Below are 15,525 nucleotides of genomic sequence, written 5' to 3'. Positions count from 1 at the left end.
CACCCTGTTCGACTTGCCGAGGTCCCATCATCTGCTTCGATCTCCGTCTCTCGACAGGAGTGAATCACCTCACGATTACCGTCGCAACACCCGAGTTTTTCAACAGAATCGACCCTCAGCAGACCCTCGTAGGGTCCACTTACCGGCAGCCCCTTTCAGCGAGAGCAACGGAGCTTTGTCTGAAGCGGTCTATCAGGTTTGGAGCAGATTGCTTGGGGAGGCGGGCGCTGGTGAACTGATTGTCATTGGCTGCTCAAATGGCCTGGGCAGCAACGGTTTGCGCGAGACACAGTGACCTGACCGGTATTTTGGACCGGGCTGATTGAGCGACTGTCTTGCTGGTCAAGCGGGTTGCCATGGCGTTCCGTCTCTCAGGATGGCGTTGAGGATGGTGATCAGCTTCCGAGCGGTGGCAATCAGGGCGACGAGCTTGGGCTTACCGGCTGCGATGAGCCGGTCACGGAAGGTTTTCAGCGCGGCGTTATGACGGCTGGCCACCATGGCCCCCATGAACAGCGCCGTGCGAACAGGTGCGCGACCGCCTGCGATGAAGCTCCTCCCTCGCCACTGACCGGATTGCCGCGTCCAAGGAGCCAAGCCGACCAGCGCGGCGACTTGCTTTCCGTTGAGGCTTCCAAGCTCGGGCAGCTCCGCGATCAGGGTTCGTGCGATCGTCGGTCCAACACCAGGAACGGAGGTCAGGAGGGTCTCCTTCCTGCGCCATTCAAGCGACCGGTCTACCTCTGCATCGATCGAGCGGTCGATTACACTCTGCTCCTGCTCCAACGCCTCTATGACGCGCCGGACGCTGTCTCGAATGCACGATGGAGCTTGGCTCGCTCGCTGCCGCTCGGACGCGATCAGTCCTACGATCTGACGGCGTCTTGTGACGAGATCAGCCAAGGCCTGAGTCTTGGCATCGGCCCGAGCGCGAACGGGTGGGTTGGTGGCCGCCGCGAACCGGGCGATCACGGTGGCGTCGATGCGGTCGGTCTTGGCGCGTTGGCCCAAGGCGTGAGCGAAAGCACGGACCTGTGCTGGGTTCACGATCACGGCTGGCAGCCTCCAGCTGGTGAGAGCACGTGCCACCATGGCTTCCAAACCGCCGGTTGCCTCCAGGACGACGAGCTTCGGCTTCAGGGGCCGGAGGCGTTCGCACAGCTGCTCCACGCCCTCGGTCGTACGATCAACGGCGAAGTTCGCTCCAGAGGGATGAACGTGAATATCGAGGCGGTCACGGGCCACGTCGATCCCGACAACAGGAGCGTCCATCTGATCCCATCCTTGCGCAAGCGGGCTTCGCGTTGAGCGGCCCAAGCGACTGTTCGGGTTCGATGGAACGGCGGGCGAGGACCCTGGCTCACTTGCGGGCTTGGTGGCCCCAGAGGCTAACGGTCTCTCACCCGCTACCGCGCCGAGGAGCATACCCGGCGAGGTTGGGATCAAGTTACAAGAGGCTACTGCATGGCCAGTGCCATGGGTAGCCGGAAGGCCAGATCCGGGAAGGTGATGGGCGCGGGCGGTCGGTAGCCCAACGACGAATGCGGCCGGACGCGATTGTAGGTGTTCTGCCAGAGACCGATCACGGCCTGCGCCTCTTTCAGCGAGTAGAAGATCTCCTGCCTCAGGCACTCGTCACGCATAGCTCTGCTCGGAGATCTCCGCCTCCTTGCATGCCAAAGCCAAACTCTTGCCCTGGGTTGTTTGCACCTCGATCTGGCGCAGCTTCAGCACCACCTGTTCCGCGCTCGTCTTCTGACCTCGCCGCATGTTCGACTCCTTCGGTCCTGGCTGATCCTCTCAATCAGCCCGGTCCAAAGCCAGCCGGTCAGGTCAACAGGTCCATCGCGCCCACACCTCACCTAGCATAGCACTTCGACGCGCAGGAGGCGGGCGATCAGGCGATTGACGTACAGGCCGATTCAGCTCCCCGTGTCGAGCTGGTCGAGCTGACAGCATGTTGAATGGTAGTCCGGCGGTGAGATGCCGCCGAACTATAGCTGTTGGACAGGATCTACATGAAATCCGAGCCATGCCGAAATGAGCGCTGTCTCCACTGCCGGCTTGGCGACCGAAGGCTGCTAGGCATCAGAAGCGAGCCTGCAATCGGACGCTGCCGTTGTGGGAGAAGAAGTGATCTCCAATCTGGGAATGATATTCGCCCAAAAGCTCTAGCCCGTTGCCGAATTTGACCTGCACACCGAGGCCAGCGTCTCCCACGAGGTCCGGGATGCGTGAGGCCGTCGAGAATACTCCGAGGCCATTGCTGCCCTGGAAGCTGGCTCGCCCGACGAACTTGTCGTCGGAGAACGTCGTGACGCCGAACTTGCCGTAGGGTCGGATCCAGCTCTCTGCGTCGATGTCGTAGCGGCCGCCGATCTCCACGTTGGGGCTGAAGGCAAAGAGCGTCTTGTGCGACTCGCGGACATCGAGGTTCAGGGCTTGCGCGCCGGTCTCCGAATAGCCGGGGCTATGGGTATAGAGCACGTCAACCTCAGCATAGGGTCTGATGTACCAGCCATCGAACAGGAACTGGTAGCTCGCTCTCAGACGGCCGGCTGCCGTCAGCACTTCCGACTTGCTGCGGGCGAGCCAGCTGCTGTTGCCGATGTTGATGGATCGACGGTTGTCCGACCAAGCGTAGCCGACATTCGTCGAGGCGGCGAACAGCCAGGGGCCCACCTGATGCTTGAGGGCGACGGCGATGTCGGCCGCATCGGCCATCGACCCGCTGACCTGATCGGCATCGTGCAGGTAGGCGCGGGTGTAGGCGCCCGTCAGTCCAAAGAACCAGTCACGGGCGAACTCGGTCTGCATGCCACCCTGGTAGCTCAATGAATTCTGTCGGAAGCCGCCGTCGTCTGGCGTGCCGAACATCGCGGTGTGGCCCGCGGCCACCCGGCCCCACACGCAGTCGCCTTCCTGTTGCAGGGTGCCGGTCCCCGTGAAGGTGGGGCAGCTGTTCGCGCGGTGCAGTCCGGCCCGGGCGTCGGACGCGCGGCCATGTAGTACGTTCTGAATGGATTCGGGATTGAGTGCGTCGAGAGCGGCGGCGTAGCTGGACTTGCTACGGACCGAAAGGAAGTCAGCGAACACGGTGGCCTGCGGGCGCGAGCCGACGTTCCACAACTCCTGCAACGCTCCGGCTGCTGCCCGCTGGTCGCTGGTCAAGGTCATGCCGAGGGGGGAGACGAAGTTGGCGCTTGGCCGGAGAGCCAAACTGTCTCCCGTCCGCACGATTGCCCAGGACACTGGCACGGAGTCGGACTGGATCGCCGTGTTCGGTGCATCGGCGCTCAGCGACTGGATCGTGCGGGCGGTCAGGAAGGTGTAGTCGCCCGGAAGAAGGCTACCCATCACGTGCGGCCGCACCATTCCTCCCAGATCGACCGATTCGCTCACGTTCAGATGGTCATTTCGCAAAGCGCTGTCGGACGCCAGGGCATCGATATCAATGAGCAGTTGGCCGCTCTGCGATTGGGTGAAGTTTCCGTTGACCTTGAGATCAGCGACCCTGCCGGCGCCACCGATATCGACGACGCCGTGGTTTGTCAGACGGCCGGCCGAGCCGAGATCGATAATACCATGCAATCCGGTGAGGAGGAGCGCTCCGCTCTGGCCGGGAGCGCCGTTCACAAAGCTGTCACCCGCGTTCGGACCAGCACCTCTCAGATCGATGTCGCCCACGATGATGCCGCGGTTGGTCAGCGTGTCCTGCGCCAGTGATCCGACAATTGCACGCCCCGATCGGGCACTGACGTTGCCGTCCTCGGAGACGGTGATCGTGTTGTTCGCTCCGCCGTCAAGCCGAATGCCGGCACCACTGGCGCTGCCGCCGCTGACGATACCGTCGACCGCAATCGTGATCGTGTCACCCGCCCTGCCCGGATCGATCGAGCCGTCGGTGCGTTGCACCCCGCTCTGTGCGACGATCGCGTAAGCGTCCGCCCCCTGGGTCGCGATCGACCCCTTCGAAGTGATTTCGATGACTCCGCCCTTGCCGAAGGCCTGGGCACGGCTCGTTCCCGCCGTGGTGAAGTCGGCCCGATCGGACGTGTCGGTGACCCAACCTCCGCCGCCGCCGAGACTTTGTGCGAAGGCGCCGTGGGCCTTGCTGCCCCGCGTCAGCACGATCGAACCCTCGGCCAGGCTGATCTCGACCTTGCCGCCGTCGCCGGTCGTTTTGTCGACCGTCACGAAAGCCGGCGCGTTCGGTGTCGTTCCGCCATACCCGCCACCGCCGCCGATCGACTGGGCGAAAATGCCGTGGGAGCCGAAGCCGCGGGTTTTGATCGAGGCGCTTCCGTCCAAGGTAACGGACACCGTGCTTCCATTGCCGTTGGCGCCGTCGGTCCCGCCGATGCGCCCGGCCACCATGGTGACGTTCGCCTTCCCGCTAGTCGAAAGACCACCGCCGCCGCCGATCGATTGGGCGAGGACGCCGATTGCTGCGTCACCGTTGGTCGAGATCGAGCCGGTGCCGTCGACCTTGACCGCGCCACCGTCGCCAGTCGTCCTCCTGCCGCCGAGGCGGGCTTCGAGCCTGGCCTTCGATGTCTCTCCGCTCTTGGCCTTCTCTTCGTCCTCAGCCTTCTTGGAGGCTTCGAGAGCGGACACCTCCTCGTCCACATTGATCCCGAACGCGTCGAGTATCGCCGCTTTCTCCTCGACCGTGAGCGCGCCCTTCAGGCTGAGCATGTCGTAGGGATCGTTGACGTTCAGGAGAGAGAGGCCGCCGCCGCCGCCGATCGACTGGGCGAGGACGCCGTGGGATTCCAACCCATGCGTGGTGATCGTCCCGGCATTCGTGATCGTGACCTCGCCCCCGACACCCTTCGCGCCATTTTGACCTCCCACCACCGTCTGGTATCCGGCGAACTCGCTGACGAGCGTCATGGGATCCCAGCCTTCGGATTTGTCCACACCGGTAGTGGCCTTCCCGCCGCCGCCGCCGATCGATTGGGCGAGGATGCCGAAGGACGATGCTTCTTTCGTGATGATTGATCCGCTGTGCTGGACTTCGATCTCGCCGCCGTCTCCGTTGGCGCCGCCGTCCCCACCCGTCGCGCTCTTCAGGTTGATGATCTTGCCGCCGGAAACATTGGAGTTGCCCGCGTCGCCACCGCCTCCGCCGATTGATTGCGCAAAGATGGCCGTTGCGGATGCCCCGTAGGTCGTGAGGTTTCCGGCATTCGAGATGGTGACGGCACCGCCTGTTCCCGCGGCACCGCCGTTTCCGCCGATCGTGGTGTTGTAGGAGACGGAGAACGGGATTTCGGGCTTGAGATTCAGCTTGCCGAGAAACTTCGGCATGATGCCGCGGCCACCCTCGGAGACCAGGCGGTAGTAATTGTCGATGAACTTCCAGGCCTGAAACGTATGGGTGCCGACATACTTGCCGGTGCCCTTGAGAAATTCGTCCGAAAAGGAATCCCCTGCGGAGCTGGAGGCCGAGCCTCCACTGCCTCCGCCGCCGCCGACGGATTGAGCCTGGATCGCGTAGGCGCCGTCACGGGAGGTCTCGATGGTGCCCGTGTTTCTCACGACCACGTCGCTGCCGTTGCCAGCCGCGCCGCCCTTGCCGCCGACGACTTGGCTCAATTGGACCTTGTTCGACAATTCGGCGCTGCCGGCAGGGGCCGCACCGCCGCCACCGCCAATGCTCTGGGCGAAAATGCCTCGGGCATCTGCTTCCAAAGTACTAATATTTCCCGAGTTCTTAACCTCAACGCGGCCCGCGTCCCCTCCTGTGCCGCCGTTGCCGCCGATGATACCGTCGATGGACAGGGTCTTAGGTTTCACCGGGATAATGCCGGTCACCTTGTCTGCGTACCTCTCCGCGCTACCACCGAGGCCAAGGTTGACTGCCTTGATGCCAGTGATCGTCTTGATCTTGCCCGCTCCACCCGCGCCGCCTCCGCCACCGACGCTGAGAGCGTGAATGGCGTTCGCCGCGTAGCCCTTTGTCTTGATGGAGCCGCTATTGACGACGTCGACGTCCGCCCCCTTGTTGCCGGTCCCACCCTTACCGCCGACGACGGCATTGACCGCCATCCCGTAGCCCTTGCCTGCTGCTTGTTGTTGTACGTCGGCGCTTCCGCCTACGCCGCCGCCGCCGCCGATGCTGTAGGCGGCAATACCCGCAGCCTGCGACTTGATCGTCGTGATTTGGCCAGAATTGGTCACGGTCACTTTGTCTGCGGAACCGCCAGTCCCACCGCTTCCGCCCAGACCGGTATTGACCGAGAGCGATACGACCTCCGGCCCCGTAATCGACAGGCTGGAAGTGTCCGCGAAACCGCCGGCACCGCCGCCGCCGCCGATGCTCATGGCCAGGATGCCAGATGCGTCGCTGTCATTCGTGTTGATCGAGCCCGAGTTCTCGACATCGACCTGCCCGCCCGTGGCGCCCTCCCCGCCGATGCCACCCTGAGCCGAGGCGACGATGATGTTGATGTCCGCAACGTAGGCAGCGGAGGCGCCAATAGCGGTGGCGATGGAGGCTCCGCCGACACCGCCGCCGCCGCCGATGCTCACCGCCTCGATGCCGTAGGAACGGACGCCCTTCGTCGTGATGCCGGCGGCATTGTCGACCTCGACCCTGCCGGCGCTATTGCCTTTGCCGCCGGCTCCGCCGTTCGACGTCGCGACGGTGATGACGAGGCCAGCCGCACGCGACACGGCGTCGCCGCCGATTCCGCCGCCGCCGCCGATCGACTGCGCCAGGATGGCGGCAGCCTCGTTGCCCCGCGTCTCGATCGTAACGGGATCGCCACTGGCCGTCTTCGCCTTCGTCGTGACGCTGACGTCCTGCCCCTTCCCGCCGATGCCGCCTTCACCGCCGAGCGCGACGTCGAAAAAGAAGCCGAACGCCTGGGCCTTTCCACCGCCACCGCCGCCGCCGCCGATGCTCTGAGCCAGAACGCCGTAGGCCTTGTTGCCAGCCGTCAGAATGGATCCATCATTGACGACATTGACCTTGCCGCCGATGCCGCCTTGCCCACCGGCGCCGCCCGATCCGAAGAACAGGCCGCCGCCGAAACCGCCGGTCCCGCCGCCGGTGCGCTCCTTCAGCGGAACCACTTGGAGCGCGTCGAGGGGTTTGCCGCCGCCGATGCTCTGCGCGATCACGGCGATCGCGCCAAGTTTCTCGGTCTCGATCGATCCGTGGTTCGTGACATTGACGGTGCCGCCGTCGCCGGCATTGCCTCCGTCGCCTCCGCTGAAGCTCGCGCCGCCGCCCTGGCCGCCCTTGCCGCCGACGGATTGAGCGAGCACACCGAAGGCGTACTGGCCGCCTGTCTTGATGCTGCCGTTGTTGGTTGCAGCGACGGAGGCGGCATCGCCACCTCTCTCCCCCGGGCGGCCCCCACCGGTCGTATTCTGCTCACCGCCAGTACCGCCGACGCTCTGCACGAGAGCGCCGATGGCGTGGTCGCCGGTCGTCTCGATGCGCCCACCATTAGTGAAGGTGGCCCTGCCGGCCGATCCGCCCTTCGTCACGAAGGGATTGCTGTAGAAGGTCCCGCCGCCGCGGACGGAGCCCGCCCCGCCGAGGGATTCGACAATGACGGCCGTCGCGCCCTTGCCGGTCGTGGACACGACGCCGGACGGCAGGATGTCCAGGGTCACATCGCCGCTGGCGCCGCCTTTCTTGACCTCCGCTTTCCATGCGTCGGTTCCACCATTGCCCGCGTTTCCACCGATCGAACTGACGCGAACACCGAGGAAGGAAGTTCCCTCCGTCGCAACGGTGGACGACAACGTCAGGCCGACCGACCCGGCCGCCCCGCCAGCCCCGACATCCTTCTGTGCTCCGCCGCCATTGCCACCCTGCGAATTCACCCAGATGCGAGGCGCAGCTGACTTCTGATCGCCACGGCCGGATACTTGATCTGCGAGCGAGACGGTAACGTTGCCGGCGGAGCCGCCATCGGCTCCGGGCACCGAGGCAGTACCACTGGCGTCGCCCGAGCCGCCGGTGCCACCCTTTGATCCCATCTCGATGGTACTTGCGGGGTTTTTCCGAGCAGCACCGACATCAACATTGTCGAAATCAACGTTGGCGCCTGGACCGCCAGCCACCGCATCTCTTGCCCAGAAGCCAAAGATGCCGGCGCTTCCTCTCGGCCCGTTCTCCCCTTGAGACACGAACGGGATCGGCCGATCTGATGCAACTGCCGGCAAGACGAGGGCCATTGCGAGCATGCTCACACCGCCGAGCAGAGACAGACGCCTTCCATAGGAGATCAGCGCAGCCTGCGAAGAGGACGTCGGCGGGAAAACGGATGACATTTGCGACTCTTGAGACCGCCGCTCGCGCAGCTGCAAATCAGCTGACGAGATGAGGAGAGGTCGTTCCCGGGGATCGGGACCGGATCGCCGCTCAAATCCGGCAACATTGGTTAACTGATGCTTAATTCGAAGAAGGCTCGTTAACTAAGAAGTGCGTCTTGTCGCCAAAAAAACACATCTAAGCGCGCAGGTGTGGCGCGGGGCTCCAGCTAGCAGTCGGAGATGTGCGTCTGGTGAGATCGAACAGCTTGAGTGTCCGAGTTGAGGCTCATGTTGGCCCTACCGCATCTACAAATAGGCGGTGGAGCGTCCGCTTGCGGCCCCACCATCAAAGCTCGCTACCCACCCCATCCGGACTGGGCGTATGCAGGTCTCACCTAACGCGACGGGCTTCAAGGGCGATGGCTTAGGCTCATCGTCTGGGACGAGCGGAGGCCGTTGAGCCGAGGGCATGGGGCTGCTGGAGACGGTGGCCCCACGTCCAAGCACTGGATGCTGCGAGCGCCCGCGCGGCTTCTTTTGTGCGCCTGATTGCGATACCGGGCGGGATACCACGCGCGTCTAGAGTGGGCCGAGGGGAAGCCGGGCCTCGCTCAATTATCGAGGGGCTCTCATAAATTTTTGTCGGAATTTTTAGCCCTGTTGAAGTAGTCGCTATGCACATAGCCGGCCAACGATGCCGTTCCGCTTGGCCATCAGCGGCGGCCTCTAATCTCAACCATCAGGACCAGTATGCAACGCAATCGCGTTCGGCGGAAGTTCACCGTTGAAGCCAAGTCGAGTGGCCAAACCCGCTACGTTTCCATCCCATCTAAGCAGCCCCGAGAGCCGCAAAAGCGGATAGGTCGAACAGAAACTGCGACGCTGTGGACTTCACTCGATGCCGCTGCGGCAGCTCCTCAGTCTGTCGCTGCGCCTGTTCAAGAACACCGTCGCATCCTGCCGAGCCTTCTTGTTGCGGACGTGCAGGAGCTTGAATTAGAGCCTGCCATCAAGCCAGAAGAACTGCCCCGCGCTCGCCGCATCTCGCGTCCCATCGAGGCAACCGAAGGCGCCCCACGTCGCCGTGGCGGACGCCGGAAGGTGATCGTAGAACAGGCTGCTGAGGTGGTTGACCAGCTTGCCCCGGAGCCTCCTCAAGCTGTGGCAGAGACCGTCACCGCCATCAGCCGACGCCGTTTAGACCGGACAGGGAGCGAGAAGCTACGCCTCGGAGAGCGGTGGAAGCGGCGCCTGCCAAGCGTGTGCTGGTAGCTTCGAGCAGGCAGGCCGCGACAAACTCCGCCCACCCCAACGGGGCCTACTCAGCCCGCGCCGTAGCCACCCTTGGCGTTGTCCGTCGAGTGATCCGGCGATCGCTGATCATACCCGCCTGTCTGAGGGCCGGGCTTCTCGCCTTCTACTGAGACTGGTCCGGTCGGTCCCAAGCCCGGCAGCTCGTCGGGCTTGCTGCCCACACCAAGCGGGCGACCGGGCGGCACCGAGCCGATGGCTTCTTCGTGGGCTTTCGGGTTGGTCATGACGCCTCCTTGTGGTGGAGGAAGGCGTCACTCGGTGGTGGGGTTCCTTGCTCTGAGTGCAGCTGTCGGGTCACACGCACGGCGGGATGATCGTGGTTCTCGATAGGCTGGTCGAACGGGCGAACGGCGGCTTCGTCTCGGGCGCGCACGCAGTCGGCGCATGACGCTTTACGTGAACAATCGCACGCATTTGCAAATCTCAGTCCGGGATATTTCAGCAAAAGTGGCCTGAAATTCTTACAATCTGATATATGAATATTTGCATATGAGTTCGGCGCCTTGCTGCAGGACCTCACTCACTGAGAATAAACAGCCGCAGAGCCGGCGATCAATCAGTGCTCGGCTTCAGCCCACGTGCGGTATCATCTGCGGTCATAGCGGCGGCGGAGTTCAGCGGTGCGGGCTACGGTATGCCCGACCTGGCACGCCACGGCGGCCGCGCCGGCTCCTGTACCGTTCATCCACTCGGAGAAGACAAGATCCCCGCAGTCAGCGTCACGAAAGCGCAGCCAAGCCTGCTGCGCCAGCTTGAGTTGCTCGCGCCATTTCCGACCCGCCTCATCGTTCTCGATTGACTTCATGGCACGCGCGTAGGTCTCATTGAGCTCCTTGTCTGCGATCTGCCAGGCGCGCTCCAGGCAGGCTCCGATCCCTGGGCTGATAACCTCTGCACAGGCCGCACTGAGCTTGCTGGCTGCATCCGCGTAGGCCTTGTCCAGAGCGCGAGCGGCAGCCTCGCCGTGGCGGTCCAGGCAGGCTGTCGGATCGTCCATGCTGCACGTCTCAGGCGTAGGCCGCTCAGGAGCGGCCATAGCCTGCGGTGTGAAGGTCATGGTTACCAGCATGCCGACATAGGCGCCGAGGACAGCGGCAGCGAAGAGCCTGCTCATGAAGATAGATGCATCCGATTGATTTGCGGGGCTGGCTCGCTCGCGTGTGTGCAGCCCTATCGGGCTCGGCAGTCCGGGCCGTACCAGGTCATGGTCGTGCGATCCATGCCGCCCGAGCTCGAAGCTCCGCAGACCGGAAACCGCTTGTCGCCACTGCGCTGCTGGCTCAGGATCTTATAGACCTCCTGCTGCTGCTCACGCTGGCGGTTGTCGTCGGCTAGCTGCGCCTGACGCTGCATGCGCCGGTTCTCCTCCAGCACCTCGCGTTGCTGCACCACACCCATCATGCACTGAGCAAATCCGTCGGTACCGGGCTCAAAGCCGAAGCCAGCGCACTGGTTGCGATCCATGGCCTGCTGCTCCTTGGCCGTCACACAGGCCGAGAGCGTGATTGCGCATGCACCGATCAAGCTCAGGCGCATCAGGGATGAAGCGATAGTTGTCGTTGAGAAACGGTCCATGGAACACACCTCGCGGCAGCTCAAGCGTCTAACGCTGCCAGTCCGTCAGCCTTTGTTTCCGCTTCCGTACCGCGCGCCGGTCAACTCAGGCTGCCGAGATCAGATAAAATTTTACGGAAACGGCATACACACAGGGATGGCACACTGCGCTGGATCTCCTGGCATACGGCGGCCAAGGGCGACGTCGTCCACGCTTACGGGCGCGACGTCACCGCCGAGAAAGAGAAGGCCGCGGCTTTGGCCGACGCCGAGGAGGAGCTGCGGCAATCGCAGAAGATGGAGGCCATCGGGCAACTGACCGGGGGCGTGGCCCACGACTTCAACAACCTGCTGACCATCATCCGCTCGTCGGTGGACTTCCTGCGCCGGCCGGACCTGCCCAGGCGCGTAAGGCCCGGTACCTTGCCGCCGTCTCTGACACGGTGGACCGGGTCACCAAGCTGACCGGGCAGCTCCTCTCCTTCGCGCGGCGGCAGGCGCTCAAGGCCGAGGCGTTCGACGTCGTCGGCTGCCTGCGGGGCGTGGCCGAGATGCTCGACACGGTCACGGGCGCCCGCATCCGCGTCCTGGTCGAGCTACCAGATGTCGCGTGCTTCGGCCGAGCAGATCTCGCGCATCCTCCAGCGCCTCCCCCTGCGGCGGGGCTGAGGCCGCCGCCGGACGGCCGCTCAGGCCTCGTCCTCGACGGCCAGGGGCGACGGTCGGCGGCCGGAAGGCTTCGGGGGCATGCGGGTCGATGCGAGGAGGGGTGCTGCAACCGCTCGTGTCCCGAAGCGGTTTCAGTTTGGCCTCAGCTCTCCGCCAGAGCCTGCCTGGGGTTCGTGGCGGGAGTGGCCGCAAACTCGCCATCACCGCGTATCATGGCCGGCCCTGCATCCCCGGCCGGCAAGGAGACCACCCTGGCCGCCGCGTTTCCCATCCAGGCCCCACCGCAGAGCATGTCCAAGACCGCCGCGCCCCCGACCGTTGCCTTCCTGTCGGGAGGTGGCCAGATGGGGGCGCGCATGCGCGCCCACGATTGGTCGTCCTCCTCGCTCGGTTGGCCGGAAACCTGGCCGCAGGCGCTGCGCTCGGTCGCGAGCCTGATGCTCGGCTCCCGGTTCCCGATGTTCGCGGCCTGGGGGACGGACCTCGCCTTCGTCTACAACGACGCCTACGCGGAGATCCTGGGCGACAAGCACCCGGCCGCCCTCGGGCGCCGCTTCCGCGAGATCTGGCCCGAGATCTGGGAGGCCATCACGCCCTACGTCGAGAGCGCCATGGCCGGCGAAGCAACCTGGGCCGAGAACCTGCCGTTCACGATGAACCGGCACGGCTACGACGAGCAAACCTGGTTCACCTTCTCCTACTCGCCGATCCGCGACGATGCCGGCGTCGTGGGCGGCATGTTCTGCTCCTGCACCGAGACCACCGCCAGGGTCAGGGCCGAGGAGGCGCTGCGCGCCAGCGAGGCACGGGCGTCCGGCGTGCTCGAAGGCATGGGCGAGGGCTTCATGCTCCTCGACCACGAGTTTCGCATCCTGCAGATGAACGCCGAGGGTTTCCGCCTGGAGGAAAGACCGCCGGATCAGGTCGTCGGGCATTCGCACTGGGAAGTCTACCCAGGCTCTGAGGCGATGCCCATCGGGCAGATGTACCTGCGGGCCATGCGCGAGCGCGTCTCTCTCACGCTGGAGCATCGCTACATCTGGCCGGACGGGCACGCGGCTTGGCTGGAAGTACGCGCCTACCCGCATCCCGAAGGGCTTGCGCTGTTCTACCGGGACGTGACCGAGCGGCGCGAGCGCGAGGACGCGCTGCGCGAGGCCGAGGCGCGGTTCCAGACCATCGCCAACTCCATCGACCAGATGGTTTGGTCGACCCGAGCGGACGGCTACCACGACTACTATAACCAGCGCTGGTACGATTTTACCGGCGTGCCGGCGGGAACGACGGACGGCGCGGAGTGGGAGGGCATCGTCCATCCGGACGACAGAGAGCGGACCTGGAAGGTCTGGGGTGAGTGCCTGGCGAGCGGCGAGCCCTACCGGATTGAGTACCGGCTGCGGCACAAGTCCGGGCAGTACCGCTGGACGCTCGGCCGCGCCCTGCCAATGCGCGACGCGGCCGGATGCATCACGCGCTGGTTTGGGACGTGCACTGACATCCAGGACATCGTCGAGGCGCGGGACGTGCTGGCGCGCTCGCGCGAGGAACTCGAAGGCTTAGTGGCCGAGCGCACCGCCGACCGTGACCGCATGTGGCGGCTCTCCACGGACATCATGCTGGTCGCCCGCTACGACGCCGTCATCGAGGCGGTGAACCCGGCCTGGACGACGCTACTCGGCTGGGGCGAGCGCGACCTCGTCGGAGGCGCCTTCATGGACCTCGTCCATCCGGACGACGTCGCGCCGACGCTGGCCGAGGTCGGCAAGCTGTCGGAAGGGCTGACCACCCTGCGCTTCGAGAACCGCTACCGCGCCAAGGACGGCAGCTACCGTTGGCTCTCGTGGACCGCCGTTCCGGCCGAGGACCTCATCCACGCGGTCGGGCGGGACGTCACGGCCGAGAAGGAGGCGGCGGAGGCGCTCGCGGAGACCGAGGAGGCGCTGCGTCAGTCGCAGAAGATGGAGGCTGTGGGCCAGCTCACGGGCGGCATCGCCCATGACTTCAACAACCTACTCACCGGTATCTCCGGCAGCCTGGAGCTGCTTCAGACCCGCATGAGCCAGGGCCGCCTGACCGACATCGACCGGTACATGACGGCCGCGCAGGGGGCGGCCAAGCGCGCGGCCGCGCTGACGCACCGCCTGCTCGCCTTCTCACGCCGGCAGACGCTTGACCCAAAGCCGACGGACGTGAACGCCCTGATCCATGGCATGGAGGAGCTGATCCGCCGGACCGTGGGACCGTCCGTCCACATCGAGGTCGTCGGGGCCGGCGGTCTGTGGCCGGCCCTGGTGGACCCGGGTCAGCTTGAGAACGCGCTCCTGAACCTTTGCATCAACGCCCGTGACGCCATGCCGGACGGAGGCCGCATCACGGTCGAGACCGCCAACAGGTGGCTCGACCATCGCGCGGCCCGGGAGAGGGAGTTGCCGCCCGGGCAGTACCTGTCGCTGTGCGTCTCGGACACCGGCACCGGCATGAGCGCGGACGTGATCGCGAAGGCGTTCGACCCGTTCTTCACGACGAAGCCCATCGGCCAGGGTACCGGGCTGGGCCTGTCCATGATCTACGGTTTCGCGAAGCAGTCGGGCGGACAAGTGCGCATCTACTCGGAGGTCAGGCAGGGCACGACCGTGTGCCTGTACCTGCCGCGCCACCACGGCGACGTCCCTGCAAGCGGGGCGTTGACGGACCTTGCCGACGCGCCCCGGGCTGAACCCGGGGAGACGGTGCTGGTCGTGGACGACGAGCCCTCCGTGCGCATGCTGGTGGCCGAGGTGCTGGAGGACCTGGGCTACGCAGCCATCGAGGCGGCGGACGGTCCCTCCGGGCTGAAGGTGCTGCAGTCGGACACGCGGGTCGACCTCCTGATCACCGACGTGGGCCTGCCCGGCGGCATGAACGGGCGGCAGGTCGCTGACGCGGCCCGGGTGACCCGGCCTGGGCTGAAGGTCCTCTTCATAACCGGCTACGCCGAGAACGCGGTGGTGGGCAACGGCTACCTGGAACCGGGCATGCAGGTGCTCACGAAGCCGTTCGTGATGGAAGCCCTGGCCTCACGCATCCGGGACATGATCGAGGCGTGACGCCAACGTCCGTCAGGCATGGGGCGGCTCGGTGACCGTGAGTGAGTGCCGACGCTGTCTCGCGTGAACCGCCATGCCCGACGGACGTTGCCGGACACCGCAGGAGGACAAGCACCCCATGCAGCAGCGTTGGCCAAGCCGGCTGTGGATCGTGCGGCACGGCGAGAGCGCCGCCGACGCCGCACACGGCGCAAGCTTGGCCCGCATCGACAGCCGCTAAATGGGCCATGACATGCTGATGTCATGGCCGCCGCCTACAGGTCCGCTTTTTCCTACGGATCAGACATCTGGGCCGGGAGGCTCGAAGGTCTGCAAGGGGTCAGAAGCGCAGGCTAAACATCTGTCGGCTGTAGGTCCGAGTGGGGCCGGGAGCGGCCCTTCAGCTCCTGCGAGCCCCAATGTCGACTGGTGGCGCGCTGCTGTTCAAAGCACGAAAATTCCTACGGCTGTGGATAAGCCCGGCCATTGCTAGTCATTGTTCTCCATACGTTCTATCAACGCACATCGCCTATGACGCAGGCGGTCTCCTGAAGCCGACGCCGGCCGAGCCCTTCGACCTCGCCGAGCCAGCCGCGTCGCCGCACCCATCCCAGCACCCAAGCTGACGGCCGAAGCTCCCGTGTTC

General features: G+C 65.0%; 7 protein-coding genes and 3 pseudogenes. 3 read left to right on the top strand and 7 right to left on the bottom strand.

What is annotated here, in order from left to right; all coding sequences use genetic code 11:
- Positions 1 to 342: 342 nt before the first annotated feature.
- The 5 genes and pseudogenes from MFF24_RS21840 to MFF24_RS21825 form a co-directional block, all read right to left on the bottom strand.
- Entirely contained in the window at positions 343 to 1,272 is a 930-nt protein-coding gene (locus tag MFF24_RS21840; protein WP_238227624.1) for an IS110-like element ISMex17 family transposase, read from the bottom strand.
- A 185-nt stretch (positions 1,273 to 1,457) separates the two neighbouring features.
- Positions 1,458 to 1,643 (bottom strand): annotated as a pseudogene (locus tag MFF24_RS21835) (integrase core domain-containing protein); the annotation flags it as partial.
- Positions 1,642 to 1,770 (bottom strand): annotated as a pseudogene (locus tag MFF24_RS28890) (IS3 family transposase); the annotation flags it as partial. The pseudogenes MFF24_RS28890 and MFF24_RS21835, both read right to left, overlap by 2 nt.
- A 318-nt stretch (positions 1,771 to 2,088) precedes the next feature.
- Positions 2,089 to 8,295: an autotransporter outer membrane beta-barrel domain-containing protein gene (locus MFF24_RS21830; protein ID WP_238227615.1), complete on the bottom strand. Its 6,207-nt coding sequence runs from the start codon at positions 8,293 to 8,295 to the stop codon at positions 2,089 to 2,091.
- A gap of 1,304 nt (positions 8,296 to 9,599) precedes the next feature.
- A complete protein-coding gene (locus MFF24_RS21825) occupies positions 9,600 to 9,815 on the bottom strand; it encodes a hypothetical protein (RefSeq protein ID WP_238227612.1) in 216 nt (71 codons plus the stop codon).
- Between the two features lie 56 nt (positions 9,816 to 9,871).
- Here MFF24_RS21825 and MFF24_RS21820 point away from each other — a divergent pair.
- Positions 9,872 to 10,008: pseudogene (locus MFF24_RS21820) on the top strand (metallophosphoesterase); the annotation flags it as partial.
- A 169-nt stretch (positions 10,009 to 10,177) separates the two neighbouring features.
- Here the strand turns inward: MFF24_RS21820 and MFF24_RS21815 are convergent.
- Both MFF24_RS21815 and MFF24_RS21810 read right to left on the bottom strand, forming a co-directional pair.
- Positions 10,178 to 10,705, bottom strand: coding sequence for a lysozyme inhibitor LprI family protein (locus MFF24_RS21815; protein ID WP_238227610.1), 528 nt, complete (start codon positions 10,703 to 10,705; stop codon positions 10,178 to 10,180).
- Between the two features lie 56 nt (positions 10,706 to 10,761).
- A complete protein-coding gene (locus MFF24_RS21810; RefSeq protein WP_238227607.1) occupies positions 10,762 to 11,166 on the bottom strand; it encodes a hypothetical protein in 405 nt (134 codons plus the stop codon).
- A gap of 237 nt (positions 11,167 to 11,403) precedes the next feature.
- Here MFF24_RS21810 and MFF24_RS29075 point away from each other — a divergent pair, with 237 nt between their 5' ends.
- The gene (locus tag MFF24_RS29075) at positions 11,404 to 11,610 is read left to right on the top strand and encodes a hypothetical protein (RefSeq protein WP_373322734.1); all 207 of its coding nucleotides are present in this window, start codon (positions 11,404 to 11,406) and stop codon (positions 11,608 to 11,610) included.
- Between the two features lie 494 nt (positions 11,611 to 12,104).
- The gene (locus MFF24_RS21800; RefSeq protein WP_238227627.1) at positions 12,105 to 14,900 is read left to right on the top strand and encodes a PAS domain-containing hybrid sensor histidine kinase/response regulator; all 2,796 of its coding nucleotides are present in this window, start codon (positions 12,105 to 12,107) and stop codon (positions 14,898 to 14,900) included.
- Positions 14,901 to 15,525: the final 625 nt, after the last annotated feature.

The sequence above is a fragment of the Methylorubrum aminovorans genome, from assembly GCF_022179725.1.
GTDB lineage: Bacteria > Pseudomonadota > Alphaproteobacteria > Rhizobiales > Beijerinckiaceae > Methylobacterium > Methylobacterium aminovorans.
Note: the sequence above shows the minus strand (reverse complement) of the source record. Positions and strands in the feature narration are given on the sequence as shown.

What these genes read in the sequence shown, in the direction of transcription:
- MFF24_RS21810 (WP_238227607.1), bottom strand. Translation starts at nt 11,166, where the DNA reads ATGGACCGTTTCTCAACGACAACTATCGCTTCATCCCTGATGCGCCTG.
- MFF24_RS21815 (WP_238227610.1), bottom strand. Translation starts at nt 10,705, where the DNA reads ATGAGCAGGCTCTTCGCTGCCGCTGTCCTCGGCGCCTATGTCGGCATG.
- MFF24_RS21800 (WP_238227627.1), top strand. Translation starts at nt 12,105, where the DNA reads ATGTCCAAGACCGCCGCGCCCCCGACCGTTGCCTTCCTGTCGGGAGGT.
- MFF24_RS21825 (WP_238227612.1), bottom strand. Translation starts at nt 9,815, where the DNA reads ATGACCAACCCGAAAGCCCACGAAGAAGCCATCGGCTCGGTGCCGCCC.
- MFF24_RS21840 (WP_238227624.1), bottom strand. Translation starts at nt 1,272, where the DNA reads ATGGACGCTCCTGTTGTCGGGATCGACGTGGCCCGTGACCGCCTCGAT.
- MFF24_RS21830 (WP_238227615.1), bottom strand. Translation starts at nt 8,295, where the DNA reads ATGTCATCCGTTTTCCCGCCGACGTCCTCTTCGCAGGCTGCGCTGATC.